The sequence below is a fragment of the Methylobacterium adhaesivum genome (assembly GCF_022179065.1).
GTDB lineage: Bacteria > Pseudomonadota > Alphaproteobacteria > Rhizobiales > Beijerinckiaceae > Methylobacterium > Methylobacterium adhaesivum.
This window is the reverse complement of record NZ_BPQD01000007.1, coordinates 422720-449670: the sequence shown is the minus strand read 5'-3', so window position 1 is coordinate 449670 and position 26951 is coordinate 422720. Positions and strand designations below refer to the sequence as shown.

19 protein-coding genes are annotated in these 26951 nt (G+C 69.7%); 7 read left to right on the top strand and 12 right to left on the bottom strand.

Going from position 1 to position 26951, the window contains the following annotated elements:
• From MFF01_RS09495 to MFF01_RS09485, 3 genes are read right to left on the bottom strand one after another with little or no spacing between them, the layout of a single operon-like run.
• Positions 1-1092, bottom strand: coding sequence for a sensor histidine kinase (locus MFF01_RS09495; protein ID WP_373319708.1), 1092 nt, complete (start codon positions 1090-1092; stop codon positions 1-3).
• Positions 1089-1523: a response regulator gene (locus MFF01_RS09490; RefSeq protein ID WP_238224259.1), complete on the bottom strand. Its 435-nt coding sequence runs from the start codon at positions 1521-1523 to the stop codon at positions 1089-1091. Before MFF01_RS09490 ends, MFF01_RS09495 begins: the two co-directional genes overlap by 4 nt.
• Before the next feature lie 14 nt (positions 1524-1537).
• A complete protein-coding gene (locus tag MFF01_RS09485) occupies positions 1538-3418 on the bottom strand; it encodes an MHYT domain-containing protein (RefSeq protein WP_238224355.1) in 1881 nt (626 codons plus the stop codon).
• Positions 3419-3637: 219 nt separating this feature from the next.
• Between MFF01_RS09485 and MFF01_RS09480 the strand changes: the two genes are divergently transcribed.
• The 3 genes from MFF01_RS09480 (at position 3638) to MFF01_RS09470 (ending at position 5727) form a co-directional block, all read left to right on the top strand.
• A complete protein-coding gene (locus tag MFF01_RS09480) occupies positions 3638-4582 on the top strand; it encodes a DUF6662 family protein (protein ID WP_238224258.1) in 945 nt (314 codons plus the stop codon).
• Between the two features lie 131 nt (positions 4583-4713).
• Positions 4714-5505, top strand: coding sequence for a molybdate ABC transporter substrate-binding protein (gene modA / locus MFF01_RS09475; RefSeq protein ID WP_238224256.1), 792 nt, complete (start codon positions 4714-4716; stop codon positions 5503-5505).
• 12 nt (positions 5506-5517) lie between these two features.
• The gene (locus tag MFF01_RS09470; protein WP_238224253.1) at positions 5518-5727 is read left to right on the top strand and encodes a TOBE domain-containing protein; all 210 of its coding nucleotides are present in this window, start codon (positions 5518-5520) and stop codon (positions 5725-5727) included.
• Positions 5728-5746: 19 nt separating this feature from the next.
• Here the strand turns inward: MFF01_RS09470 and MFF01_RS09465 are convergent, their stop codons facing one another.
• The 5 genes from MFF01_RS09465 to MFF01_RS09445 are packed head-to-tail and all read right to left on the bottom strand — an operon-like array spanning position 5747 to position 10192.
• Positions 5747-6232, bottom strand: coding sequence for an SAM-dependent methyltransferase (locus MFF01_RS09465; RefSeq protein ID WP_238224251.1), 486 nt, complete (start codon positions 6230-6232; stop codon positions 5747-5749).
• A gap of 16 nt (positions 6233-6248) precedes the next feature.
• Positions 6249-7028, bottom strand: coding sequence for an ABC transporter ATP-binding protein (locus tag MFF01_RS09460; protein WP_238224249.1), 780 nt, complete (start codon positions 7026-7028; stop codon positions 6249-6251).
• Positions 7028-8071 carry a FecCD family ABC transporter permease gene (locus MFF01_RS09455; protein WP_373319707.1) on the bottom strand — a complete coding sequence of 348 codons (1044 nt, stop codon included), beginning with the start codon at positions 8069-8071 and terminating at the stop codon, positions 7028-7030. The genes MFF01_RS09460 and MFF01_RS09455 overlap by 1 nt, the downstream gene beginning before the upstream one ends.
• Positions 8068-9147 (bottom strand): iron ABC transporter substrate-binding protein, encoded by a 1080-nt coding sequence (locus MFF01_RS09450; protein ID WP_238224248.1) that lies wholly within the window; start codon positions 9145-9147, stop codon positions 8068-8070. Before MFF01_RS09450 ends, MFF01_RS09455 begins: the two co-directional genes overlap by 4 nt.
• Positions 9148-9151: 4 nt before the next feature.
• Positions 9152-10192, bottom strand: coding sequence for a substrate-binding domain-containing protein (locus tag MFF01_RS09445; RefSeq protein WP_238224246.1), 1041 nt, complete (start codon positions 10190-10192; stop codon positions 9152-9154).
• A 760-nt stretch (positions 10193-10952) separates the two neighbouring features.
• Between MFF01_RS09445 and MFF01_RS09440 the strand changes: the two genes are divergently transcribed.
• The 3 genes from MFF01_RS09440 to MFF01_RS09430 all read left to right on the top strand — a co-directional run bounded on the left by MFF01_RS09440 (position 10953) and on the right by MFF01_RS09430 (position 19742).
• On the top strand, positions 10953-13493 hold the full coding sequence (locus MFF01_RS09440) for a TonB-dependent receptor (protein ID WP_238224243.1): 2541 nt from the start codon (positions 10953-10955) through the stop codon (positions 13491-13493).
• A gap of 632 nt (positions 13494-14125) precedes the next feature.
• Entirely contained in the window at positions 14126-18955 is a 4830-nt protein-coding gene (locus tag MFF01_RS09435; protein WP_238224241.1) for an autotransporter domain-containing protein, read from the top strand.
• Between the two features lie 76 nt (positions 18956-19031).
• The gene (locus MFF01_RS09430; protein WP_238224239.1) at positions 19032-19742 is read left to right on the top strand and encodes a glycosyltransferase family 2 protein; all 711 of its coding nucleotides are present in this window, start codon (positions 19032-19034) and stop codon (positions 19740-19742) included.
• 59 nt (positions 19743-19801) lie between these two features.
• On the opposite strand, the gene MFF01_RS09425 is transcribed toward MFF01_RS09430, so the two are convergent.
• From MFF01_RS09425 to MFF01_RS09410, 4 genes are read right to left on the bottom strand one after another with little or no spacing between them, the layout of a single operon-like run.
• Positions 19802-21382, bottom strand: coding sequence for a glycosyltransferase family 2 protein (locus MFF01_RS09425; protein WP_238224229.1), 1581 nt, complete (start codon positions 21380-21382; stop codon positions 19802-19804).
• A 23-nt stretch (positions 21383-21405) separates the two neighbouring features.
• Positions 21406-22146 carry a hypothetical protein gene (locus MFF01_RS09420; protein ID WP_238224227.1) on the bottom strand — a complete coding sequence of 247 codons (741 nt, stop codon included), beginning with the start codon at positions 22144-22146 and terminating at the stop codon, positions 21406-21408.
• On the bottom strand, positions 22143-24026 hold the full coding sequence (locus MFF01_RS09415; protein ID WP_238224225.1) for a GSCFA domain-containing protein: 1884 nt from the start codon (positions 24024-24026) through the stop codon (positions 22143-22145). The genes MFF01_RS09420 and MFF01_RS09415 overlap by 4 nt, the downstream gene beginning before the upstream one ends.
• Positions 24023-25681, bottom strand: a complete 1659-nt coding sequence (locus tag MFF01_RS09410; protein ID WP_238224223.1) for a hypothetical protein — start codon at positions 25679-25681, stop codon at positions 24023-24025. Before MFF01_RS09410 ends, MFF01_RS09415 begins: the two co-directional genes overlap by 4 nt.
• Positions 25682-25943: 262 nt before the next feature.
• Here MFF01_RS09410 and MFF01_RS09405 point away from each other — a divergent pair, with 262 nt between their 5' ends.
• Positions 25944-26951 carry a CgeB family protein gene (locus MFF01_RS09405; protein WP_238224222.1) on the top strand — a complete coding sequence of 336 codons (1008 nt, stop codon included), beginning with the start codon at positions 25944-25946 and terminating at the stop codon, positions 26949-26951.

Below are 26951 nucleotides of genomic sequence, written 5' to 3'. Positions count from 1 at the left end.
TCAGCCCTGGAAGCACAGGGTCGCGCGCGTTCCGGGGCCGGGCGAGCCGTAGACCACGGTGGAACGCAGGTTCGTCGCCATGGCCTTGACGATGCGGGAGCCGAGGCCGGTGCCGCGCGGCTGGCCCTCGCCCGTCCAGCCGACCCCGTCATCCTCCACCGTCAGCGTCAGGCCCTCGGCGCCGTGCCGCCCGAGGGCGACGCGGATTTCGCCGGGGACGTCGGGCGCATAGGCGTACTTGTACGCGTTGGTCACGAGCTCGGTGACGATGACGCCGAGCGACACGGCCTTGTCGGTGGCGAGTCGCACGGGCTCCACGGCGAGCCGGATGGCATGGTCGCGGCCGGCGGCCTTCATGGCGGCCTGCAGCTCCTCCGCCAGGCTCGACAGGTAGGCATCGAGGGCGACGGCCTCGACATCGTCCGAGGTGTAGAGGCGCCGGTGGATGCCCGCGATGGCCTGGATGCGCGCCTGCATCTCGATGAGCGCGGCCTTGGCGGCGGGGTCGGAGACGGCGTTGGTTTGCATGTGCGTGAGGGCCGCCACCAGGGCCAGGGAGTTGGCGACCCGGTGGTTCACCTCCCGGAGCAGGATCTCGGCGCGGTCGCGCGCCTCGCGGACCGCCATGTCGGCCCGCTCCTTGTCGCGCCGCAGGGTCTCCTGGCGCAGGGCCGTGTCGATGGCCTCCCCGAGGAGCTCGCGGAACTGGCCCTGGACATCCTTCCAGACGTAATCGACGGCTCCGGCCTTGAGGGCCGCGACGGCGACGCGGCTGTCCTCGGAGCCCGTCACGTAGACCACGGGCGGCGCGTCGGGCAGGGCCCTGATGGCCGGCAGCACCTCGAGGCCGGTCTGGCCGGGCATGTGATGGTCGAGGGCGACGACGTCGATGCCGCCCGCCGCCAAGCGCGCCAGACCCGCTTCCCCGTCGGGGGCGAGTTCCACGGCGTAGCCGCGCGTGCGCAGGGCGCGCTGGACGAGCCGCCCGAGGCCCGGATCGTCGTCGACGTAGAGGATCCGCGGGGCCGGATCCACCTCGGGGGGCGAACCGGTCACGGAAGCCTCGAGGCCGGGCGGCGCGTCGGCACTCATGGCGTTTCGGGCACTTGCATCACCGAGAAGAACAGGCCGAGCTGCCGGATCGCGTTGGAGAAGCCTTCGTAGTTCACCGGCTTGGTGATGTAGACGTTGGCCCCGAGGTCGTAGCAGCGCTGGACCTCGCGGCTGTCGTCCGTCGTCGTCAGCACCACCACGGGCGAGCGGCGCGTATGCGGGTTCGCCTTCACCTTCTCGAGGATGTCGAGGCCGGTCATGTCCGGCAGGTTGAGGTCGAGGAGGATGAGGAGATGGCGCCGCGCACTCGCCTCGCCGGACCCGTCCGGTCCGAGCAGGTAGGCCAGGGCCGACGTGCCGTCACGGAACGGGACGATCTCGTTGTTCACCCCGGCCCGGCGGATGTTGCGCTCGATGAGGCGAGCGTGTCCCTCGTCGTCCTCGATCATCACGATGCAGACGGGTTGCATGGGTGGCTCCGAAACTATTCCGCGGCGAGGCTCACGGGGCCGGCCTGTCCAGCCTGACCCGTAGCGGCCTTCCGGGGCAGCGTCACGCTGAACGTGGTGCCTTGGCCCAGTTCCGAGGTCACGTCGATCCGGCCGCCGAGGGAGCGCACGAGGGCCTTCACGTGGGCGAGACCGATGCCCTCGCCGGGCCGGTCCTGGACTCCGGATCGGCGAAACAGCTCGAAGACGCGGGCATGGTCGCGGGCCGCGATGCCCCGGCCGTTATCCGCGACGTCGAAGCGGACCCGGTTGCTGCCCGCGGTCACGGCCGTCACCGTGATCCGTCCCGGCCGCTGAGGGTCGAGGTACTTCACGGCGTTGTCGAGGAGGTTGGCGAACACCTGCTCGACGGCGAGGCGGTCCGCCGTGATCTCCGGCAGGTCGGGAGCGATGTTCACGCGGGCGCCTGCCGCGTCGGTCTGATGGTGCTGCGCATCGGCGAGGCCCTGGAGCAGGGTCGTCATGTCGAGGGGCTCCACGCGGAAGGCGCGTCGGCCCTCGCGCGACAGTCGCAGAATGGCGGCGATCAGGCCCTCCATGCGGGTGACGGCCGCCTTGATGAAGCCGAGGGCCTCGCCGAGATCGGCATCGATCCGGCCCGCCTGCGGATGGTCGCGCAGGGCCTGGGCGACCTCCCCGCGCGTCTCCTCGAGCTCGCTCGTGAAGCCCATGACGTTGACGAGGGGCGCACGCAGGTCGTGGCTGACGATGTAAGCGTAACGCTGGAGTTCCTCGTTCGAGTCGCGCAATTCCGCCTCGGCCTCGCGCTGCTCGGTGATGTCCGTGTGCACGCCGACCCATTCGCGGATGGCGCCGGCCCGTAGGATCGGCACCGCATGGATGGCGAAGTGGCGCCAACTGCCGTCGCGGGCGCGCACCCGGTGCTCGTGAACGAAGTCCCGCTGCGCCGCCACCGTCGCCGCCCAGGCCGCGAGGGAGGAGGCGGCGTCGTCCGGGTGAACGGCGCTTGCCCAGCCGAACCCCTCATATTCCGCCCGGGTCTGGCCCGTGAGGGCCGCCCAGCCGGGCTGTTCGCCCATCATCCGCCCCTCGGCGTCGTTGGTCCAGAGCACGCCGCGCACGGCCTGGATCGCCGCCCGGAACCGCGCCTCGCTCGCCCGGTATTCTTCCTGGACCCGCTGCTGATCGACGGAGGAAGCGAACAGGGCGAGGAACAGGATCGCGAAGGTGGCGCCGGCGACGGCCAGCGCGAGGGTCTGCTGGTCCTGCCCGAGGGCCGTGATATGGGCGGCGTGGGCACCGGCCTCCTCGACCGTGAAGGTCGCCGCCGCCATGCCGGTGTAGTGCATGCCCGCCACGGCGATGCCCATCACGCCGGCGGCCAGGAGCTTCTGCCGGACGCCGTGCTGGCGGAAGGTGAGCCACAGGGCCGCCGTCGCCGCCGCGACCGCGATGGCGATGGAAGCCGCGACGATCACGACACTGTAGGCGAGATTGCCCGGCACATGCATCGCGGCCATGCCGGTGTAGTGCATCCCGGCGACGCCGAGGCCCATCAGGGGGCCGCTCACCAGCACGTCCCGCAGCCCGGCGGCGGCCCGGTTGACCCAGGCGAAGGCCACTCCGGTGGCGGCCACGGCGATGACGAGGGACAGGGCGGTAAGCCCGAGGTGGTAGGCCACGGGCATACCCATCTCGAAGGCGAGCATGCCGATGAAGTGCATCGACCAGATGCCGCCGCCCATGGCACCCGCGGCGCCCGCCACCCAGGCCCACCGCTGCCCCGGTGCCGCGCCCCGAACCCGCGCTCCGAGATCGAGGGCGACGTAGGCCGAGAGAATGGCGATGGCGACCGACAGGGCGACAAGAACCGGATTGTAACCGGCGTGCATCAGGGTGGGGCCGCTCATGAAACCTCTCGGAGGGCCGGGATGCGGAAAAGTTCCGCGCCCCGGAGACGCGATCTGTCGCTCGGGCACGACTGTAGCCCGCGTTTGTGATTCACGTGAAATCTTCGGCCTCGGTGAAGCCGCCGATCCACACCTCCTGTGATCCTCCGGTATCAGCCAAACGACGGAAGATCACGGTACTGTGCACGGATGTTTCGTTCTTCGTTGCCCCGACGCCCCCGCACGCTCAGGCGGAGGGCCCAGCCCGGCCGCATTCAGGCCGCCCTCACCCTAGTCGCCCTCGTCCTCACCGGTACGGCCGAGGTCGGGGCACGCGAGGGCGACGCGCCCGACAAGGTCGATACCGAGAACCTGTTCGGGTTCACGGAGGGGACCGACACCGGCAAGAAGGGCGAGCAGGAAGTCGTGGTCGACGCCATCGGGCGCTTCAGCAAGCGGCGCAGCGGCCCGGGTTCGTCGGGCTACGGCGCCACCGAACCCATCATCAGCTATCAGATCGATCCCACCGACAATTTCAGCATCGAGCCCGGCCTCCAGTTCGATGCGCGCGACACCCGCACCATCGCGGGTGTGCCGGACAAGCGGTTCGGTACCTTCAACGGCGGGTCGCTGGAGCTGAAGTATCAATTCCTCAAGCGCACGGACAGCCATCCGTTCGGCATCGCCCTACAGGCCGAGCCCCAATACTCACGGGTGACCCCCATCGAGGGCCAGGGCGCTGACGTGTTCAGCATGGACACGCGTCTCATGGTCGACGCACGCCTGATCCCCGACCGGCTCTGGGTCGGCGCCAACCTGATCTACGATCCTTCCGTTGCGCGCCTCAAGGGATCGGGCGAGACCGACCGGTCATCCACCCTGTCCCTGTCGGGCACCTTGATGGCCCGGATCACCGAGACCGTCTTCCTCGGCCCCGAGTTGCGGGCCATGCGGGCCTATGACGGTTCGTTCCTGAACCGCTTCCTCGGGCATGCGGTGTTCCTCGGGCCCGTGCTGCATTATCAGGTCTCCGAGAAGGGCTTCCTCACCCTGGCCTACGCGGCCCAGGTGATCGGCCACGACAGGGCGCCCGAGTTCTCCGACCGCGCCTTCAACCTGAGCCAGTTCGCCCGCCACAATCTGCGGGTCCGCTTCGGCGTCGAATTCTGATCCCCGGGTATCCTGGGACCGCGTCACGGATCGACACGCCCTGGGGATCGCGTCGCCGGGTCCCTGGCGCGCGGCGGCCCGTTCGGCGAATTGTCCGCATCCGTACCGCCTTGCCCGAGGATTGATTGCCCATGCGCACCGCCATCCGGACCCTTCTCCTCGTGGGCCTCGTGGGCCTCGTGGCCTCGGCTACCGCCGCGCGCGCCGACGAGACCGTCACGGTGTTCGCCGCCGCCAGCCTGAAGAACGCCCTCGACGCGGCCGGCAAGGCCTTCACGGCGGGCAGCGGCCTCAAGATCCGGGCGAGCTACGCCGCCTCCTCGGCCCTGGCCCGGCAGATCGAATCCGGCGCGCCCGCCGATCTCTTCGCCTCGGCCGATCTCGAATGGATGGACGATCTCGCTGGCAAGCACCTCATCCGCCCGGAGACCCGGGTGAACCTCCTCGGCAACCGGATCGTCGTGGTCGCCCCGAGGGACGCGAAGATCACGGATGTGCCGTTCACGCCGGATGAGTTCGCGGCGGCTCTGGGCCCCGACGGGCGTCTCGCCACGGGCGAGGTCAATTCGGTGCCCATCGGCAAGTACGCCAAGGCGGCCTTCGAGAAGCTCGGTCTCTGGACCGGCCTGCAACCGCGCCTCGCCCAGGCCGACAACGTGCGGGCCGCCCTGCTCCTCGTCTCGCGGGGCGAAGCACCCTTAGGCGTCGTCTACGAAAGCGACGCGAAGTCGGATCCGGGCGTGAAGGTGGTGGGCGTGTTTCCGGCGGACTCGCATCCCCCGGTGGTGTATCCGTTCGCCGTCACGGCCGAGGCCAGGGGTGACGGTGCGGCCCGCTTCCTCGACTTCCTGAAGGGGGCCGCGGCCCGGCCCTTCTTCGAGGCCCAGGGCTTCCGGGTCCTCGGCGCCGCTTCCGCACGTTAAGGGACAGTCCTCATGAAGATCAGCGCACGCAACACCCTCAAGGGCAAGGTCGTCTCCGTCGAGAAGGGCGCCACCACCGCCCACGTGAAGATCGAGGTCGCCGACGGCACGGTGATCACCGCCTCGATCACCAACGAATCCGTGGACAGCCTCGGCCTCGCCGTGGGCGGCCAGGCCTATGCCGTGGTCAAGGCCTCCGACGTGATGGTCGCCGTCGACTGAGCGATCCCCGATCGCGGCCCTACTCGAAGTCGCCCGGCTGCGGCGGGGCGACCGGCGTGAACAGGCTGCGGTCGGGCTTGAGGTCGAGGAGCGGGGTTCCGTCGAGGCAATCGAGGCCGCGCACGGTGACGATCGGGCCGTCGATCCCCACGAGATGCGCGATGGACGTGCCGATGGGATTGGGGCGCACCGGTGAGCGCAGCGAGAAGGTGCCGCGCGCCACGCCGTCGCTCGCCGGGCATTGGTGGACGAGGTCGCGCCGCGAGGCGTCGAGCCAGTACAACACCTCGATCCGCGCGTAGGCGGACAGCCCGTCGAGGGCGGCGACCCACGGTTCGAACACCTCGATCCGGCACAGGGGCCCGTCGGCCCGTCCCTGGCGCGGGCAGGCGAGGCGGTCGTTCCAGGGCGTGGCGATCCGCCCGATATAGACGAGACCCGCATCGGTGGCCGCGGGCGGGGCGACGGCGATCTCGTTCGGGCGGATCTCGTTCAGGCGGACCATGGGGCGGCCTCTCTTCTCAGGACCGGGACAGGATCGGGGCGCAGACGGAGCGGGCGTAGCCGGGCAGGGGCACCACCGCCACGGCGACGCCGTAGATTCGCTCCAGGCTCTGCGGGGTGATGGTTTCGGCCGGTGGCCCGAGGGCGGCGAGGCGGCCCTCGTGCAGGAGCGCGACCCGGTCGGCGCACAGGAAGGCGTGGTCGGGGTCGTGGGTCGAGAGGATCACCGCGATGCCGCCGCGCGCCAGTCGCCGGACCTGATCGAGGACGCGGGTCTGGTTGCCGAAATCGAGGCTGGCGGTGGGTTCGTCCATGACGAGGAGGCGCGGCTCGCCGGCGAGCGCCCGGGCGATGAGCACCATCTGGCGCTCGCCGCCGCTGATCTCCGTGTAGATGCGCTCGGAGAGATGCGCGATGCCGAGGGTCGACAGGGCCCGCTCGGCGTGCTCACGATCGGCGGGGCCGGGACTGGCGAAGGCCCGCAGGCGGCTCGCCCGGCCCATGAGAACGACATCGCGCACGCGGAACGGAAACAGGGCGCCGTGGGCCTGCGGCACGTAGCCGAGGCTGCGGGCGAGGCGCGCCCGCGACCAGCCCGCCACGTCCGTCCCGTCGAGGCGGATCCGCCCGGCCTGCTTCGGCAGGAGGCCGAGCAGGGTCTTGAACAGGGTGGTCTTGCCGCCGCCGTTGGGCCCGAGCAGGCACAGGACCTCGCCGGCCGCGAGCCCGAAGCTCACGTCGGCTCCGATCCGGCGGGCGCCGTACCCGAAGGCGAGGTTCTCGACGGCAAGCAGCATCAGGCCCAGCCGCGCCGGCCGCTCGCCAGCAGCCACAGGAAGAACGGCGCGCCCATGAGCGCCGTGAGGATGCCGAGGGGCACCTCCACGGGGGCCAGGGTGCGGGCGACGCAATCGACGGCGAGGAGGTAGCCGGCGCCGAGCAGCAGGGAGGCGGGCAGCAGGCGCCGAAAATCCGGCCCGACGAGGAGGCGCGCCACGTGGGGCACGAGGAGGCCGACCCAGCCGATGACGCCCGTGACCGAGACCGCCGCCGCCGTCACCAGGGTCGCGGCGGCGACGAGGAGGGGGCGAAGCACCCGGGTCTCGACGCCGAGCGCCCGCGCCTCCTCCTCGCCGAGGCTCATGAGGTTCATGCGCCAGCGCAGGAGCACGAGGGGCACGAGGCCGAGCCCCATCGCCGGCAGGATGGCGCCGACATCGCCGAGGGTCACCGATGCGAGGCTGCCCAGCAGCCAGTAGGTGATGGCCGGCAGCTGGTTGTAGGGATCGGCCAGAACCTTGATCAGGGAGATCGCGGCGCCGAGCACCGCCCCGATGGCGACGCCCGCGAGCACCAGGGTCAGCACCGGATCGTGTCGGCGCACCGCCGCCCCCACGGCATAGACCGCCGCCACGGCGGCGAGGCCGCCCGCGAAGGCGAGGCCCTGGATCGCCGCCACGGGTAGCGACAGGAAGATGCCGAGCACCGCTCCGAGGCTGGCGCCGGCCGAGACGCCGAGGATGTCGGGTGAGACCAGGGGATTGCGGAACAGGCCCTGGTAGGTGGCGCCTGCCCCCGCCAGGGCGGCGCCGACCACGAGGGCGGCGACGACGCGGGGCAGGCGCACCTGCAGCACCACGGTCCGCACCGTCGCCTCGACCGTCGACGGCCACCCGAACAGTTTGGCCCCGAGCACCGCGAAGACATCGCCCGCCGGTACCCCGTACCGGCCGGTCCCCAGGGCCACGACGATCAGGGCACAGAGGGCGAGGACCGGCAGCCCCCATCCGGCGAGACTCAGGGCGCGGCCGCGCCGCCTTGCCGCCGCCGCCGCCGTCACGGCGCGGGGGTTCCGTTCAGCACGGTGTCGACCTGCGCGTCGTCGAGGTCGACGTGGTAGAAGCGCCGGTAGAAATCGCGCGTCACCTCGGGGAGCGGCCGCGGGAACAGGTCGGGATAGAGCACGCCCGCGAGCCAGCGCACGCCTATGAGGCGGTTGGGCCCCGGCGGCGCATCGAACCAGCCGAAGGGCAGGCTCGGCGCCTGGTAGACCCGCCCCGCGCGCACGGCCTTCACCCCGGCCCAGAGCGGATCGGTGGCGACGGCCCTGCGGAAGCTTGGGTCCTGGGTCACGATCACGTCCGGGTCCCAGGCGAGGACCTGTTCCGGCGAGACGGTGGCGAGGCCGCCCTGGCCCGTCGCCACGGCGACGTTGCGGGCACCGACGACATCGAGCAGCTCGGCGTTGAGGGAGCCGGCGGGCGCCGTCTCGAGGCCCCTCGGGCCGCGCGCGTAGTAGACGCGCGGCCGCCGGGATTCGGGCACCGTCGCGATGGCGTCCGCCACCTCCCGCAGGGTCGCATCCGCAAAGATGGCGAGCGCCTCGGCGGCGTCCGCCTCGCCAAGGAGATCGCCGAGGCGGCGGTAGGTCTCGCCGGTCTTCGCGAAGGTGCCGTCGAGGAGCACGTAGGGAATGCCCGTCTGCGCCTGGACGCGGTCGGCCAGGGAGGCATAGGTCGGCCGGGTGCTGCCGAGATCGACGATGAGGTCCGGCTTGAGGGCGAGCACCGCTTCGACATTGGCCGTGCCGCCGCGCCCCGTGAGCCGGCCGGTGACGGGCAGGTCCCGGGTCGCGGGCGCCAGGAACGGGCGCTCGGCCGGGGATGGTGCGCGGACCCAGCCGACCATGCGACCGGGCGCGAGGGTGTAGAGCATCACCGAAGCCGGCGGCCCCGCGGCCAGAACGCGCCCGACCCGCGCGGGGATCTCGACGGTCCGCCCCGCCGCATCGGTGAAGGGCCGCGCGGCGACGGGCGCGAGGCCGCCCAGGAGCCAGGCCGCCGCCAGGACACGACGGGCCAGGACACGACGGGCCAGGACACGACGGGCGAGGCGCACAGGGGGGAGGGACGCCATGGGGTCAGGTTTCATCCGCGAGAGGTGCTTTGGCGGCGCGGTAGCCCGCCGTCCGCTCCGCCCGCTCGCCCAGGGTCCGGGCAAAGCGGTCGAGGATCGCATCCGGGTGGGAGGTGCTGGAGGCGAGCTGGTAGCATTCCCAGCCCAGCGGCAGGAACGCGAGGCCGAACCGTTCGGCCGCCGCCCGCGCGCCGAATCCGGCATCGGCCGCGCCGTAGGCGATAACTGCCGCCACGGCCTGATGGGTGAACTCTTCCGTGGCGTAGCCCCGGATCTCGGACGGGGCGATGCCCTGTTCCGCCAGCAGCCGATCGAACCAGAGGCGTGTGCCCGAGCCCTTCTGCCGATTGACGTAGCGGGCGCGAAGGCGCGCCAGATCCGCGATGGTCCGGATGCCGAGGGGATTGCCGGCGGCGAGCATCACGCCCTGTTCCCGCTCGAACAGGGGGCGGACGCGGAACGCGGGGTCGAGGCCGAGATCCGCGAAGGCCGGGCCGCCGAGGGCGGGATTCGTCGGGCCGCAGTGGAATCCGGCGGCATCGGCGCGGCCTTCCACGAGGCGGGCCACGGCATCTTCGCTGCCGGCGACCACGAGGGCGATGTCCGGCCAGTCGGCCAGGACGTCCATGAGGAGCAGGTCGTGACTGGCCGCCAGGGTGAGTGTCGGCGTCGCGTGGCCCAGGACGGCTCCGAGGCGGACCTGGGCCGCGCGCCCCTCCCGCGCCATCGAACCCGCCAGGGCGGTGGCCGCCTCCGCCAGGGCTTCGCGCAGGACCGCCCCCGTTTCAGTCAGCGTGCTGCCGTGTCCCCGCGTCTTCTGGACGAGCTGATGACCCAGGGCCGCCTCGAGGGCGCGCAGGCGCTCCCAGGCCGCCCGGTAGGAGAGGTCGAGTTCCGTGGCGATGCCCTGGACCGAGCCCGTGCGGGCGATGGCCTCGACGATGGCGAAGGCTTCCGCCACGCCGATGCGCTGCGGCCCGATCCGGATCGTTCCACCGAGCCCGAGGTCGATGTGGAAGGGCTGTCCTTCGGCGGCTTGCGTCATGTGTCGGCCGTCGCAACCTCATATCCGCGACCGTTCGGGCCGCCCAGGATGAGCGTTCGATACCACACTCGCCGTCGCGCCGCCGCATGGGCGGCCGTGTAGACCGCCGTTCCGATATCGGAGGCCACGGATCGTGGGACCGTGCCACATGTGTGGCGCTGGCATGTCCGCTGCCGGCTGTTCCGATCCGCCAATCCAGGCGGCTGTATGTCCGCCTCTTCGCGCAAGCGGAATGGACGATCTGCTCTCCCAATCAAGGGAAAAACTCTTGAACTTAGATATTCGCAAGAATGTATTCTTATTATCTTTTATGAAAACTGAAAAAATATGTTCTAAATCGCGCCAAACACATAATATTTACAGAAAATTAATATATTGTATTTGCATATTTATAACTTAGGATTGTTTTGGGAAATTTAATTTCTTACTTATCAGTTGAGCCTAAGGAAATACTTGTCGAATCACTTCGTCTCGACCGTTCGGTGCCGCCAAGCCGAGAGCCGCAGGACTCGGCGAAGCTGGTTTAAAATTGCCGAATAATCCCGATCGATATTGCCACTTGTGCACCTAACCCTATGCGGCATAAGGAAAAAATGTGGCACGAACACCACTGCGCCCGGCATTCCGCCGCATTGTGGTCGGCGATCCTGCTCCAGGGGCCTGATCTATCTTGCCCAGCCCATAATTCTTCGACCATGAACACACCAAGCGTTACCGCAAGGTGGCAATCAGAAAACGGTCTCGGGTCAGGAAAGAATCCATGCGTTCGCTGCGGTACAGCCTCTTCGCTTCGGTCGCGCTGCTGCCGTGCGTGGCGCACGCACAGAGTTCGGTCTCGCTCAGCGAGATCAGCGTCGTGGCGACGACGCCCGTCGGCGTCGCGTCGGGAAGTGGCGCGCCCAGCATCCCGGCCCTCCAGGCTCCGGGCGGCCCGGCCCTTCAGGTTCCTGACACGACGCGCCTGCGCGGCGGCGCTCTGCCCCTCAACAAGATCCCCAGCACCGTCGAGTCGGTCACGGCCGCCGACCTGAACTTCGACCGCGCGACCTTCAACGCCGTCGACACCCTGGCCCGGCGCGTGCCCGGCCTCAACCTCTCGGATTCCCAGGGCAACAACAACCGCGTCGACATCAACTATCGCGGTTTCCAGGCTTCACCCGTCACGGGCGTGCCGCAGGGCCTCGCCGTCTATCAGAACGGCGTGCGCATCAACGAAGCCTTCGGTGACACGGTCAACCTCGACCTGATCCCGCAGGTCGCCATCAACCGCATCGACGTCGTCACCGGCAACCCGGTCTTCGGCCTCAACGCGCTCGGCGGCGCCATCAACATCCAGATGAAGAACGGCTTCAACTGGCAGGGTACGGAGATCACGGCGCTCGGCGGTTCGGACGGCCGCATCGCCGGCTCCCTGCAGCACGGCAAGATGATCGGGCCGTGGAGCATCTACTTCGCGGGTGACGGCCTCAACGACCGGGGCTGGCGCTTCCAGAGCCCCAGCACCATCGGCCGCGTCTACGGCGATCTCGGCTACCGGACCCCGGATTCGGAGTTCCACCTCATCGGCCAGATGGCGCGGACCTATTTCGGGGCCGCCGCCGCGACGCCGACGGACTTCACCCACGTCGATCCGCGGGCGATCTTCACCTACCCGCAGACCACCACGACGGAACTCGGCACCATCCAGCTCACGGGCCGCGTCGACATCTCGCCGACCTGGGACCTCTCCGGCAACGCCTATTTCCGACGTTTCAGCCAGCGCTACATCGACGGCAACGACAGCGATTTCGAGAATTGCTCGCGCAACTCCTCGTTCCGCGGCAGCCTCTGCTTCGAGGATGACGGATTCACTCAGGCGGCGGGGCAGAGCCGCAACGCCTTCACCAACCAGTTCCTCATGATCGGCCGAGGCGCCCCGAACGGCATCCCGTTCACGGCCGGCGTACCCTACGGCACCCTCGACGTCACCAAGACCGAGGCCACGGGCTACGGCGGTTCGCTCCAGGCGGCCAACCGCGACCGGGTGTTCGGCTTCAACAACAGCTTCGTCGTCGGCGGCTCCATCGACGTCGCGAACTACGGCTACAAGTCGTCGAGCACGCTGGGCGTGATCAACCCCGACCTGTCGGTGACCACGAACCCGCTCACGGCCGCCTACGGCACGGTGCCGGGCCTCGGCACCGATTTCCTGCGCACCGCTGCGGCCCTCGGCATCGCGCCGAGTTCGGTGACGGGCTCGAACCTCTACATGGGCCTCTATGCCACCGACACCATCGACATCACCGACGCCCTGTCGCTCACGGCGGGCGCGCGCCTGAACTTCGCCCGCATCGCGAGCCAGGACCAGACCGGTTTCTCGCCGGACGTGACGGGCACGCATTACTTCAACAAGATCAATCCGGTGGCGGGCCTGACCTACCGCTTCTCGCCGGCGGTCAACCTCTACGGCGGCTACTCCGAGTCGAACCGCGCGCCGACGCCCCTTGAGCTCGCCTGCGCCAACCCGCTGCGGCCCTGCCTGCTGCCGAACTCCCTCGTCGCCGATCCGCCGCTCAAGCAGGTCGAGGGCCGGACCTACGAGGTCGGCTTCCGCGGCGCTTTGCCGAATTTCTATGACGGCGGACTCGTCAACTATAAGGTCGGCGCCTTCCGCACCGACCTGACCAACGACATCCTGTCGCTCGCCACCCCCGGCAACGCGGCGCGCGGCTACTTCGTGAACGTGCCCGGCACCCGCCGCCAGGGCGTCGAAGTCGGCCTCGAATACGTCTCCGACTGGCTCTCGGTCTACGCGAACTACGCCCTGATCGATGCCACCTTCCAGTTCACCGGCACGCTGTCCTCGCCGAACAATCCGCAGTCGGTGGATGGTGCGATCAACGTGGTACCGGGCAACAAGGTGCCGCTGATCCCCGATCATCAGTTCAAGGTCGGTTTCGACGTCGAGGTGCTGCCGCGCTGGCGCGTCGGCATGGCCATGCAGGCCTTCTCGTCGGCCTACTATCGCGGCGACGAGTCGAACCTGAACCGCAAGCTGCCGGCCTATTACGTGTTGAACCTCAACACGAGCTATCGGGTCGACCGAAACCTCGAACTGTTCGGCTACGTCACCAACCTGACGAACAACCGCTACGCCACGTTCGGAACCTTCTTCGAGCCCGGTCTCGTGGCCAACCGCTATCCGGTCGTCGACTCGCGCACGACGACCCTGGCCCAGCCGCTCTCGATCTATGGCGGCATCCGCTACACCTTCGGCGAGGCGCCGGCGCCGATGGCCGAGCCCATCGTGCGGAAGTACTGAGCGACACTTTCCAGCTATCGCGAACCCTCACCCTGTCCGGGCGAGGGTCGAACGGGCCGGCCTCGAAGAGAGGCCGGCCCGTCTTCGTTTCAGGGGGGCTGCGTATTCTCGGTTGCCGGCCGGCGAGGCCATTCGATGCTTTTCAGGTGCGCGGATCTCACCGTCGATCAGCGAGCGGATCGCCCCGGAAGGGCAGGTGCCAACCTCACGTGGGTCCGTCCGTGCTCCTGCGCAGCAGCCAATCCATCCGGCGGAGCGATTGCCGAAATATCCTAAATAATTTGCAACTTTGAAATACTATTTCTGCGTATAATCCATAGTTTAAGAGACTTATGAGAATATTCTGAGGGTAATGTGTGATCGTTTTGCATCGTTTCGGTTCAAAGACTGCGACTCGACAGATGAGGGCGAACTATTTTTTGACTCTATCCGTATCCTCAGTAATCGTCCGTCCCGCTCGCCCGACGTGCGAGCATTGCGACAATAAAATTACAGAATTTTTGGGGGGTGCGATGTCGAGGCAAGGTCAAGTGCTGCGGCGCTCATTGATGGCGAGTGTTCCGGTTTGGGCCCTCGCGATCGCCGAAGCCTCGGCGGCATGCCAGCCTGCCTCGCCCGCAAGCGGACAAACCGTGACGTGCACCGACGCGCAGCCGACAGGCTTCGTCGCGCCGGCCGGTGTGACGGGCCTGACGGTCAACATTCAATCCGGCGCCACCCTGGGCTCGCAGCAAACGAGCAGCGGCACCAACCCGAGCTTCACCAACGTGCGGGTGAACGGAACGAGCGTGGTCAACAACGCCGGCATCATCGACAACGGCGCGCCGCAGAACCGAGACAATTTCGGCGTGAACCTGGCGGGTGACCGCTCGACCCTGAACAACACCGGCACGATCACCCTGACGGCGCCCGCCGGCAACACCACGACGCGGATCTACGGCGCCTATTCGAGCGCCCCGAACGGCGCCCAGTACGAGAGCACCACGGTCAACAACTCCGGTACCATCGCGGTGACGCAGAACGGCAACGGCATCGCGCGGGGCATCTATTCCGGCGAGAACACCACGCTGTTCACCCTCAACAACACCGGTCTGATCTCGGCCACGCGCGGCACCTCCGCCACGGCCTCCACCGCCGTCGTCGCGGGCGTCGATTCCGACGACGACACCGACCGCCTCGTGGTCAACAATTCCGCCTCCGGCCGGATCACCGCCACGGGTGCCAACACCCGCGCGATCTCGGGCCGGGCCGCGCAGTACGAGATCAACAACAGCGGCACCATCACCAACACCACCGCGGGCGAGGCGGCCATCGCCACCTTCGCGGTGAACGCCGGCAATGCCGGCGACGCCACCACCCAGCGCGCCTACAACACCGTCATCACCAACACGGCCACCGGCGTCATCAACGGCGACGTGCGCAACTTCGACCAGGATCTCCAGACCGCCGCGACGGTGGTGAACCTGCGCCGCACCGGCACCCTCACCAATGCGGGCACGATCAACGGCAACGTTGCTTTCGGCGGCGGCAGCCAGACCGTGAACAACACCGGCCGTATCTCCGGCGGCCTGTCGTTCCTCGACGTTGCCGGAACCGTGAACACGGTGAACCTCGGCACGGGCTCCAGCATCGGCGGCAACATTACCGCGCAGGGCCTCGGCACCAACACCCTCAACCTCTCCGGCAACGGCACCCTCACGGGCACGCTCACGGGCTTCACGGGTCTCAACCAGACCGCTGCCGGCAGCGCCTGGACCACGGCCAGCGGCTCGGTGCAGACTCTCTCGGGCAACCTCACGGTGGCGGGCGGCAACCTCACCCTCGGGGCCGGCTCGACCCAGAACGTCGGCGGCCTGATCCAGGTGACGGGCGCGGGCGCGCAGCTCACCGTCAACAACACGCTCACCAACAAGACCGTGAACCTATCGGGCTCGAACACGAGTCTGGTCAACAACGGCACCCTGACGGGCACCGGCGCGGCGGGCCGCGCCAACACCTCGGCGACCCGCGTCTACGGCGTGCTGACGAATTCCACGGGCGCCGACTTCGCCAACGTGTCGGTGACCAACAACGGCACCATCGCGGTGACCGAGAACGGCATCGGCATCTCGCGCGGCATCTATGCCGGCGAGAACATCGCCTCCATGGCAATCACCAACAGCGGCACCATCTCGGCGACACGTTCGGCCACCAGCACCGGCACGGCGGCCGTCGCGGCCATCGACTCCGACGATGACGTCGCGGCGCTGACCGTCACCAACCGCGCCGGCGGCACGATCAGCGGCGCCGGCACTGGGGTCCGCGCCATCCAGGGCCGGGCGCAGAGCTTCACCATCGTCAACGACGGCGCCATCACCGGCCCGGCGGGCGGCCAGGCTATCGTGGTCTACGGCGCCGGCACCGCGACGCTCGCCAACAACGCGAGCGGCGTCATCACCGGCGACGTGCGCTTCACCGACGCCGATCCGCAGAACGCCACGACGGCCAACCGCCGCAACAGCACCACGACCAATGCGGGCCGCATCGCCGGCAACATCCAGTACGGCATGGGCAGCCACACCCTGACCAACACCGGGGCGATCACCGGCAACATCACCTACGCTGACGTCGCGGCAAGCCAGAACACGGTGAACCTCGGCACAGGCTCGAGCATCGGCGGCAACATCACCGCCACGGGACAAGGCACGAACACCCTCAACCTGTCGGGCACCGGCACACTCACCGGCACGGTCACGGGCTTCACCAGCCTCAACCAGACCGGCGCGGGCAGCGCCTGGACCACGGCCAGCGGCTCGGTGCAGAATCTCTCGGGCAACCTCACGGTGGCGGGCGGCAATCTCACCCTCGGGGCCGGCTCGACCCAGAACGTCGGCGGCCTGATCCAGGTGACGGGCGCGGGCGCGCAGCTCACCGTCAACAACACGCTCACCAACAAGACCGTGAACCTGTCGGGTTCGAACACGAGTCTGGTCAACAACGGCACCCTGACGGGCACCGGCGCGGCGGGCCGCGCCAACACCTCGGCGACCCGCGTCTACGGCGTGCTGACGAATTCCACGGGCGCCGACTTCGCCAACGTGTCGGTGACCAACAACGGCATTATCGCGGTGACCGAGAACGGCATCGGCATCTCGCGCGGCATCTATGCCGGTGAGAACATCGCCTCCATGGCGATCACCAACGCCGGCACCATCTCGGCGACGCGCAACGGGACCGGTACGGCGGCCGTCGCGGCCATCGACTCCGACGATGACGTCGCGGCGCTGACCGTCACCAACCGCGCCGGCGGCACGATCAGCGGCACCGGCACCGGGGTCCGCGCCATCCAGGGCCGGGCGCAGAGCTTCACCATCGTCAACGACGGCGCCATCACCGGCCCGGCGGGCGGCCAGGCCATCGTGGTCTACGGCGCCGGCACCGCGACGCTCACCAACAACGCGAGCGGCGTCATCACCGGCGACGTGCGCTTCACCGACGCCGATCCGCAGAACACCACGACGGCCAACCGCCGCAACAGCACCACGACCAATGCGGGCCGCATCGCCGGCAACATCCAGTACGGCATGGGCAGCCACACCCTGACCAACACCGGGGCGATCACCGGCAACATCGCCTTCGCCGACGTCGCCGCGAGCCGGAATACCGTGACCCTTGGCACCGGCTCGACCATCGGCGGCACCATCACCGCCACGGGCCTCGGCATCAACGCCCTGAACCTCACGGGCACCGGCACGCTCGCCAGCACCGTCACGGGCTTCACCACCCTACGGGAAGCGGATGGCGCCTGGACCCTGGCGTCGGGCTCGACCCAGACCTTCTCCGGCGGGGCCACCGTGGTGGGCGGTGCCCTCACGGTGAATTCCACACTCAATGCCAACACCACGGTCGGCACGGCGGGAACGCTGGCGGGCACCGGCCGTGTCGTCGGCACGCTCACCAACGCCGGCATCGTCGCACCGGGCTCGGCCGCCGCGCCCACGGGCACGCTGACCGTCGCGGGCAACTACGTCCAGGGGGCAAGCGGCACGCTGCAGAGCGCCGTCACCGCCGACGGACAGGCCGCCCGCCTCGTCACCACCGGCACCGCCACCCTCGGGGGCACCGCGAGCCTCATCGCGGCGGCCGGCACTTACCTGCCCAACACCCGCTACACCGTGCTCACCGCCGCCGGCGGCGTGAACGGCACCTTCGCCACCGTAACCGACAGCGGCACGCTGCCCTTCCTCATCCGCCCGGTCGCCTCCACCGACGCCAACAACGCCTACGTGACCCTGGCGCAGCAGAGCTTCGGCCTCGTGGCGCAGACTGGTAACCAGGCCAACGTGGCGCGCGGCCTCGATGCGGCGCTTGCCAACAACCCGCAGGCGCTCCTCGTCATCGACAACCAGAGCAACGCCGGCATCGCGGCGACCCTCGACCGGATCTCCGGCCAGAGCTACGCGTCGCTCGCCGACCCGCAGCTCCGCTCGGGCCGCGCCTTTGGCAGCCAGCTCCTGTCGCGGGCCTATGCGGCCAGCACCGAAGCCGGCCCGACGGGCTTCACCCTGCCGCCGACGGTCTACGCCGCCGACATGCCGAACCGCGCAGCCCCGTCCGCGCCCCGGTTCATCGAGACGAGCCGCGGCTATGGCGTCTGGGCCACGGGCTATGGTCAGTTCGGCCGCGTCGATTCCACCGCCAATGCCGCCGGTCGCTCGGAGACCGTCGCCGGCATGGCCGGCGGCATCGACTTCCACCCGCAGGTCGGCACGGTGCTGGGCATCGCGGCGGGCTACGGCTCCGTCGATGTCGGCCTCAACCGCACGGGTGAACGGGCGCACACGGACAACGCGCAGGTCGGCCTCTACGGCGGCTTCAACAGCGGCGCCCTCTACGCCAACGCCACCGTGGGCTACGCCCACACGGAAGGCCGGGTGAACCGGTCGCTGGGCTTGGCCCAGATCCAGTCCGGCGGCGCCCAGGGCAAGGTCAGCGGTGATCAGTTCATCTCCGCCGGTGAGCTCGGCTACCGCTTCGCCCTGGCCCCCACAACGGTGCTGTCGCCCTTCGTCGGGTTCCAGGTGAACACCTTCGCTCAGGACCGGGTCACCGAGGGCAGCGCCGGTCCCTTGAGCCTCACCATCGCGGCCAAGGACTTCCTCTCGGCCCGCACCCTGGTCGGCGGCCGCCTGGAGACGGCGACGACGGTGTTCGACGGCCGGCCGGTCTCGTTCTGGGTCAAGGCGGCCTACGTCCACGACTTCGCCGACGTGAGCCGCACCATCGGGGCCTCCTTCACCCTGGTACCGACGGTGCCGTTCGCAGTGTCCGGCCGCCGCCTCGACCGCGACCGCGCCCTCGTCGGCCTCGGCGTGAGCACGGAGCTGGCTCCCGGCCTCGCCGGCTTCCTCGGCTACGACGCGGAGCTCGCCTCCACCGACACGATCCAGGCGGTGCGCGGCGGCTTCCGCTACACCTTCTGACCTGAACGGGTCGGACGACGTCAGGGGCGGCTCGGACACGAGCCGCCCCTTTTTTATGTCAGAACGGAGTGGGTTTATGGGTTGGACGGCCGGGTGGCGGCGGAGCCGCAAGCCCGCAGAGCAGGCTCCCGACGTCACCGTGGTGCTCACCTCGTGTGGGCGCCACGATCTCCTGGAGCGGACGCTCGCGAGCTTCCGGACCTGGAACACCGACGCGCGGGTTGCCGAGATCGTCGTGGTCGAGGACGGGACCGGCGATCCGTCCGCGATCTGCGCCCGCCACGGCGCACGCCTCATCCGCCTCGGCCGATCACGGGGGCAGATCGCCGCCATCGAGACGGGCTATGCCGAAGTGCGCACGCCCTACATCTTCCACCTCGAGGACGATTGGGAGTTCTATCGCGGTGGCTTCATCGAGCGCAGCCGCGACGTGCTCGCCGTCGATCCCTCGACGATCTGCGTCTGGCTGCGGGCCTGGGACGACACCAACGGCCATCCGCTGCACTTCGCTTCGACCGCCGAGGATTTCGGCGTTCTCGCCTTCGGCTATCGGGGCAAGTGGCACGGGTTCACGTTCAATCCCGGCCTACGGCGCCTGTCCGACTACACCCGGCTCGGCAGCTTCAGCCGCATCCTCGCGAGCCCGCTCAAGCACGAGGGCCAGATCTCGCAGCACTATCACGCCCTCGGCTACCGGGCGGTAATCCTGGACCGGGGCGGCTACGTTCTTCACATCGGCTGGGACCGGCGCATCCCGCAGGGACCGATGGACCCCACACTCGCCTGAATCCGGGATTCCGAAGGGCAAGCCCTTCGGCGGGTGTCGGGCAGAGCCCGACGTGTTTCTCAGGACGATAATCCCTCCGCCATCAGCGCCAGCACCCGCGCCGCCGCCGCCTCCGGAGTCGTGAAGCTGGTATCCAGCAGCGCCACGTCGAGCTCTGTCGCAAGGCGTCGGTAGGTGTCGATGCGGTCCTCCGTCATCTGCGCTTCGGCGTCGGGGACGCCGCGCGCGGCGAGGCGGGCCAGGGTGGTGGGGCGGTCGGCCCAGGTCATCACGCTGAACGGGCGCGGCTCCCATCCGGCCCGGTAGGCGCTGGAGAGGAGCTGCGAGGCGGTGAACCAGTGGCGGTCGAACACCACCGGTCCCGGTGGGGCTTCCGCCATCGCCAGGGCGACGGCGTCGTGCGCGACGGCATCGGCGCGGTCGTGCTGGCCGAGGCGGGCGAGGTGCACCATCAGGGCGCCGATCCGGCCCGCGAACGGATCGAGCACCGTGGCCCCTAAAGCTGCCGCCACATGGCGGGCGACGGTCGATTTGCCCGATCCGTCGAGGCCGTCGACGGCCAGCACGATGCGTCCGGCCTGGGACCTCTTCTCCTCGGCCCGTGTGCGGTTCGAGGGATAGATCCGCCCCTCGCGCCGTCCGTGTTCGAGGTAGTGCAGGCTTCCTTGCCAGGGGGCGGTGAACAGGGCCGCGAGATCGGGGTGGAGCCGAAGGTAGCCGGCCGCATCGAAATCAGTGGGCAGCGGCCCGTCGAGGGCGGCGAGATCGGCCATCCGGTCGGCTTCGGCCGCCGGGATGCCGTCGCCGCGCACCCGGAGGGAACGCGCGATGGTGTCGTCGTATCCGAGGATACCCTCGGCCAGGGCCGTCGCGCGGGCCTCGGGCCCAAGCGCAATGGCGTCGTATTCCGCCCGCAGGCCGCCCGCCTGCCAGGTGTTGTACCAGCGCCGCCAATGACCGCCGACGCTCGGGTCGAACTCGGTGTTGCGGGCATAGGCCGCCCCGCCCTGGATAACCTTGGCCTCGAACTGGGCGTAGGTTCGCACCGGGTAGTGGTAGATGGTGAGGCGCGGCTCGTCCGCGCGCGTCACCGGGCGGTCATAGGTCGCTTCGTGGTTGCCCTGGCCGATGGCAACGAAGCCCGGCCCCCGGCAGACCGCCTTGGCGCTGACCGTGCGGATGAGCTTCGAGCGGCTGCGGTCGGCCACGGGCGCCAGCACCGCGAGGGTGCCGTCGGCGAGCACGTCCCGGCCGCTGCCCTCTTCCGGCGGGATCATGTTACGGCGGCGAACCATGAGCACGTCGGCTTCCGCCTGTGCTAGCACGGCCTTCAGGTTGCCGCCCTCGGCGTGCCAGAACTCGTCGGCGTCGCTGTTGATGATCCAGTCTGCCTTGAGCAGGTCGCGGGCGAGGCGGGCCATGCGGGTGACCCAGGCGTATTGCCGGTAATCCTGATCCTCCTCGACGAGGAGGCAGACCCGGCCCGTGGGCACGAAGCGCGCGACGGCGTCGAGGGTCCCGTCCGTTGAGCCGTTGTCGGTCACGACGATGAAATCCACCCCTTGCGCGAGGTGGTAGGTCAGCCAGTCCGCGATGATGTCGATCTCGTTGCGGATGAGCAGCGTCATCACCAGACGCATGGGCGCCGTTCTCCCCGGGATTTTCACGTGAAATGGTTAGCGATGTCGTCGCGCATGAAGGCGCCATAAGCGGCGTTGGCGTGGGTGGCATCCTCGGCCCAGTAGTCCGGGTGGAGGCAACCTTGCGTGTCGAAGCAAGCTTTGGTCGCCGGCACGACGGCGCAACCGAAGCGTTCCGCCACGCCGCGCAGGACAGTCTGCTCCACCTGCCAGAGCTTGAGCCGCACGGAGGCGGGGGTGAGGGTCAGGCGCTCCGGGTCGAGGCCGTTCGCGGCGGCGAGCTTGGCGTCATAGGCGCCGATGCCAAGGAGGGCCGTAAGGCGCTCCGTGTCGGCCTTGGGCGGCGGGGCCCCGACGAGGACGAGGCCGGCCGGACCTCGCGTCAGCAGCCGTTCGAGAAACCTCGCGAGGCCCGCCGCCGTCTCGGCGAAGCGCTCGCGGACGGCGCGTTCGGGCACCAGAACCCTGCCTGGCAGGATCGGTAGATGCGGCAGTTCCGCCACGAAGAGATCGAAGGCCGGCACGCCCTGGAGCAGGAACGCATCGTTGTAGCGGTTGCCCTCCCAGGCCAGGGCGATGCGCCGGCCGGGGGCCAGGGCGCAGAGGCGATCCCAGTAGACCGCCTGTTTCGGGCCGCCCGAGAGGCCGAGGAAGCGCGGATCCGCCGGCTCCAGGGGCAGCAGGTCCGGCGCCTGCGTTCGGTCGCCCCGCGCGACGCCGAGGGCCTTGCGATGCGAATGTCCGGCGATGATGATGGGGCTCACGCCGCGCCCCGCCACGGCAGGATGCCCCGCTCGGTGAGCAGAGCGAGGACATGGGCCGCCGCTTCCTCCGGCGTGGTGCGCGAGGTGTCGAGGAGCGGCACGTCGAGTTCTGCGGCGAGCCGCCGGTAGGTGTCGACGCGGTCCTGCGTCATCTCCAGGGCGTCGCGGTCCTCGCCCCGGGCGATCATGCGCGCCACGGTGGTCTCGCGGTCGGCCCAGCACAGGAGGGTGAAAGGCCGAGGCTCCCAGCCGGGGCGGTAGAGCGACGACAGCAGCTGCGAGGCGGTGAACCAGTGTCGGTCGAACACGATGGGTACGCCCTCGGGCACCCGGTCCATGGCCATGGCCACGGCCGCGTGGGCGATGGAATCGGCCAGCGCGTGCTGGCCCGTGCGGGCGAGCCAGACGAGGAGCGGCCCGTTGCCGTCGTAGGGGTGGAGCACGCAGCCGCCGATGGCCTCGGCCACCAGACGGGCGATGGTCGATTTGCCGGCGCCGTCGAGGCCGTCGAGGACGAGGGCGATGCGCCGGGCCTGGGCGACCTTGGTCTCGGCCCGCGTCACGTTCGAGGGGTAGAGCCGACCCTCGCGACGGCCGTGTTCGAGGTAGTGAAGCTCGCCCTGCCAGGCTTTCGTGAACAGGGCTGCGAGGTCGGGATGCAGGCCGATATAGGTAGTGCCGTCGAAATCCGCCGGCAGGGGCCCGTGTTCGGCGGCAAGCGCCGCGATCCGGGCGGCGGTGTCGGGATCGGGGGCGTCGTGCGGCATGGTGTCGGGCATTTTGGCGTTCATCTCGTGGAGCGGGCGAAGGGCGGGGGAGGGCGGTTCGGCGGCGGGGCGCCCGGTCATCTCCTCCTCGCACTCGGCTTGCGCGATGGCGTGCGACAGGCGCGCGGCGGCGGGCATCGGTTCCGGGGGGGGCGCGTCAATGTCCTCCGCAAGGTCCCGGCCGCAGGCGGCGAGGAAGGTTCGCATCACCGCGCGGATCCCCTCCGGGCCGACGCTGCGCCGGTCCGGCGCGAAGTAGCTGTCCGGCGCCTGCGGCCCGGTGACGATCTCGTAGGCGGGAAAGTAGATCACCTCCGGTAGGGCGCGGGCGACCTCCCCGGCCGCCACGCGCAGGACCGCCTTGGCGTGGGCAGTGGCTTCGAGCACGTGACGCCCGCCCGCCGTGGCGACGAGGGGCACGGGCGAGACCGTGAGGATGACGCGGGCCCCCGGGTTGAGGGCCCGCAATTCCGTGACGAAGGCGGCGAGATCCGCCGTCACCTCCGCGCAGGAGAAGTCGACGAAGCGGTGGCGCTCGGGGTCGAACCGCCCCGCCACGGTGCCGGGGCAGGCTGGGAACACCGCGCCGTCGAGGCCCGTCCAGGCTTCCGTGAGCCCGAGGGTGACGATGACGACGCCGGCTTGCGCGAACGCGTCCCGTGTCAGCCGGAGGTGCTGGGTGGTCAGCGCCGTGAATTCCGTGTCCGTTCGCGCGGCGTAGCGCAGGCCGGGCCGGTAGGGGTCGACGACGCGGTCGGCCTCGGGCCAGCGGTCCTCGGCGGGCGCGAAGGTTCCGCAGGCCCGGCGCAGGAGCTGGAGCAGCTGCCGGGCCGTATAGACGTTGCCGTAGGCGGCACTGTAGCGGCCGTAGCCGAGGGCCTCGGGCGCGATCCGCAACCAATCGGCCAGGGGCTCGGTTCGAAGGTAGCAGAGCCCGGCGCGCTCCAGGAATGGCACGAGGTTGGCGGCAAAGCAGCTGCCCACCGACACGATGGCGGCGCCGTCCGGGACCAGCGGTCCGGTACGCGGATCGACGAGGTCTCGCGGCGCGCGCTCCGCGAAGGCTCGGGACCAGAACGCCCGGTCGGGCAGGGCGGTGTACGGATGGGTCATGGTGCCCGGCCGTCCCGCATTCGCGCGCGGCGCAAACCGGTGGCCAGCGCGTCGCGGACGGCGCCGGCGAAGATGCGATAGCGCCCGCCCCGGTCTGGAATCCGCGCCGCCTCGAGGCGGTCGCCACGGGTCTGCGCCTCGGCCAGGGCTTGGCTCAAGCGCCCGCGATCCCGATCGAGTTCCGCCGCGTACCGGATGACGCGGTCGGTCCGGCGGCGCGACTCCTCCAGCTCTTCGGTGACGGCGGCGACCCGGCGCTCGCTCTCCGCCCGAAGAGCTGCGACTTCGTCCTGCAGGCGGGCGATGGCGCGGTCGCGTTCAGCGAGGGGATCTGGCACGGCTGGGGGCAGGGGCAGCCGGGTGCCGGCGAGCCAGGCACGGTCGCGCCGCGTCTCGATTCCGCTCACCGTCGTCTGGAACCGGCTCTCGCGGCACAGGGCTTCATCCAGGGTCGCTCCGTCGAGGGGCAGGCCCAACCCGTCGGCAATGCGTCGGACGAGGGGCAGCAGGGACGGCCCGATGCCGGGGCCGGGCGTGCCGCAGGCCTCGATGTCGGTGAGCGCGTTGACGAGGCCGCGCACGAGGAGGTGGTCGACGGTCAGAGTGTCGACCGCCCATTCGGCATCAATGAACACCGGGCTTCCGTTCCGGTGCAGGAGGTTGCGCGGAATCGCATCGATGGCCGTGCCGGGCAGGGACATGCCGAGGGTGAGGTCGCCCCCTCCGCCGTGGAGCGTCCGCACGGCGTCCCACCAGATGCGGGCCCAGGCGACGATCTCCGCCACGGTCCAGCCGTCCCGGGCGAGGAGGGTCCGCAGGCCCGCCTGCCACGGCACGCCGGGGATGTAGGGCTCGTCCGGGAAAAGGTTGGTGACGCCCGCCACGGTGCGCGGCGGGCCGGGATGGAGCGCGGCGCGCGTGACCCGGATCGTCTCACCCACCCGCGCGAAGGTCACCGCCTTGTCGAAGGCGGGGCGGCGGCGATGGCCGAAATGCACGGCGAGGCGGGGATCGGCCGGGAGGGCCGCCGCCGAGGCCGCCACGGCGAAGGCGGGGGCGAAATCGCCCAGGAGGCCGGCCTGGGCGACTCCGGCCCATGCGCGCCGGAGGCGGTCTCCTCCCCCGGTGGGGGAATCGAACGACGCGGACTCGGCGGCGAGGATGCCCGGATCGAACGTGCCCGCCCCGTGCGGCGCCAGCCCGTTCTCAGAGACGAGGCTGAGGGCGACGTGGTGGCTGGGAAAGGGAAACCACCACGCCTGCTCCGGGAGGCCGAGATCGGCCAGCCGGTCCCGTAGGCCCCGGCGCGTCGGCAGCATGGAGCCGTCCGGTCCCGCGCGATCCTCCGGGGTGAACAGGTTGGGCATCCCGGCGGTCTCGGGGCGATCGGCGAAGCGGCGCAGGCTCAAGGCGTTCTCGACCACCACGATCAGGTGGCCGCCCGGATTCAGCCGGGCGACCGCCTCCCCCAGAGGATCCGCCTCCGACCCCTCCGGGGCGACCAGCACGACCGTGTCGACGCAGAGGCCGTCCCCGCGCCCATCGCCGGTCGCGACGCTCCGCGCCGTCTCGCGAAGGGCGGCGAGGAGCGGGTCCGACGCGGCCCCGGCGAGGACGACCGACCCCGTGAGGAGCGGCCGAAACGGATGGAGCACGCGCGCGTCCGGACCGGGGACCACGAGGGGCGCCGGTTCAGGCGTGGCCGTAGCGATTGCCAATTTATCCCAGCTCATTTGCCATTTGTCGTGTATTCTATTGCCGTTTGTCCCTGGTAAGAGCTTTTTATGGGACGCATGGACAATTGAAAGCCTCGGACTTATTGTTTTGGCGTTCGCAAAGTCAAACCGTCATGCTTCGTTGTTCAGCTCGAGACACAGGATGAATTTTCACACCGCGCGAGGTTTCGGCGGACAAAAGGTGCTCGTAACGAGTACGTTTCAAGATGCCCTGAATACCAATACCGCGATCCGCCCGAGTCTCGCCGAAGGGTTCGTCGAAATCCTGGGCGAGGCTCAGGTAAAGACGGTGCCCCTCGACCTCGCGCCGGCGGTGATCCGTCAGTTCCGTCCCGATCTCGTGGTCGCCGTCGGCAGTCTCGTGCCGGATGCCTCCGATCTGCGCGGACTTCGTCGCGCGGCGGACGGTGCCGGGGCCGAACTCGCCTATTGGCTGACCGACGACCCCTATGAATTCGATTATGCGTTCAAGGCCGAACTCAACGCCGACATCATCTTCTCAAACGATTCCTGGGCCGTGCATCATTACCGGCACGGCAACGTCCACCACCTGCCCCTGGCCGCCTCGCGGGCGCGCCACTTTCGCGACCTCGTGCCGGTGTCGGAGCGGGAGAACGTGGTGTTCTTCTGCGGCGTCGCCTATCCGAACCGCGTCGCCCTGATCCGCCGGGCCGATGCCGTGCTGTCGCGCCATCCCGTGGCGATCCTCGGGACCGACTGGCCGTCCGACATCCGCTGCGCCACGAACCGGCGCCTCAGCCCGGCCGAGATGGCGGACCATGCCGCGGGCGCCCGCCTGACTCTCAACATCGGGCGCGACCTCGACATCGCCAACCGCCGTTTCGCCCTGCCGCCGGCCACGCCCGGCCCCCGCACCTTCGAGGTGGCCCTCGCCGGCTCGGCGCAGCTCTATTTCGCCACCGGTCTCGAAATCTGCGACGTGTTCGAGCCCGGCCGGGAAATCCTGCTCGTGGACGGGGTCGCCGACATCGCCCGCGCCATCGCGCAGGCCCTCGACGATCCGGCGGCAATCCAGGCCATCGCCGCCCGCGCCCAGAGCCGGGCCCTGCGCGAGCACACCTACGCGCAGCGCGCGGCCCGGATCCTCACCCTGTGCCGCCGTACGCGTGTGACGATGGAGACGGCCGGCGCGCCCGAGCGACCACGCCTCGCCATGGTCCGGCGCTGA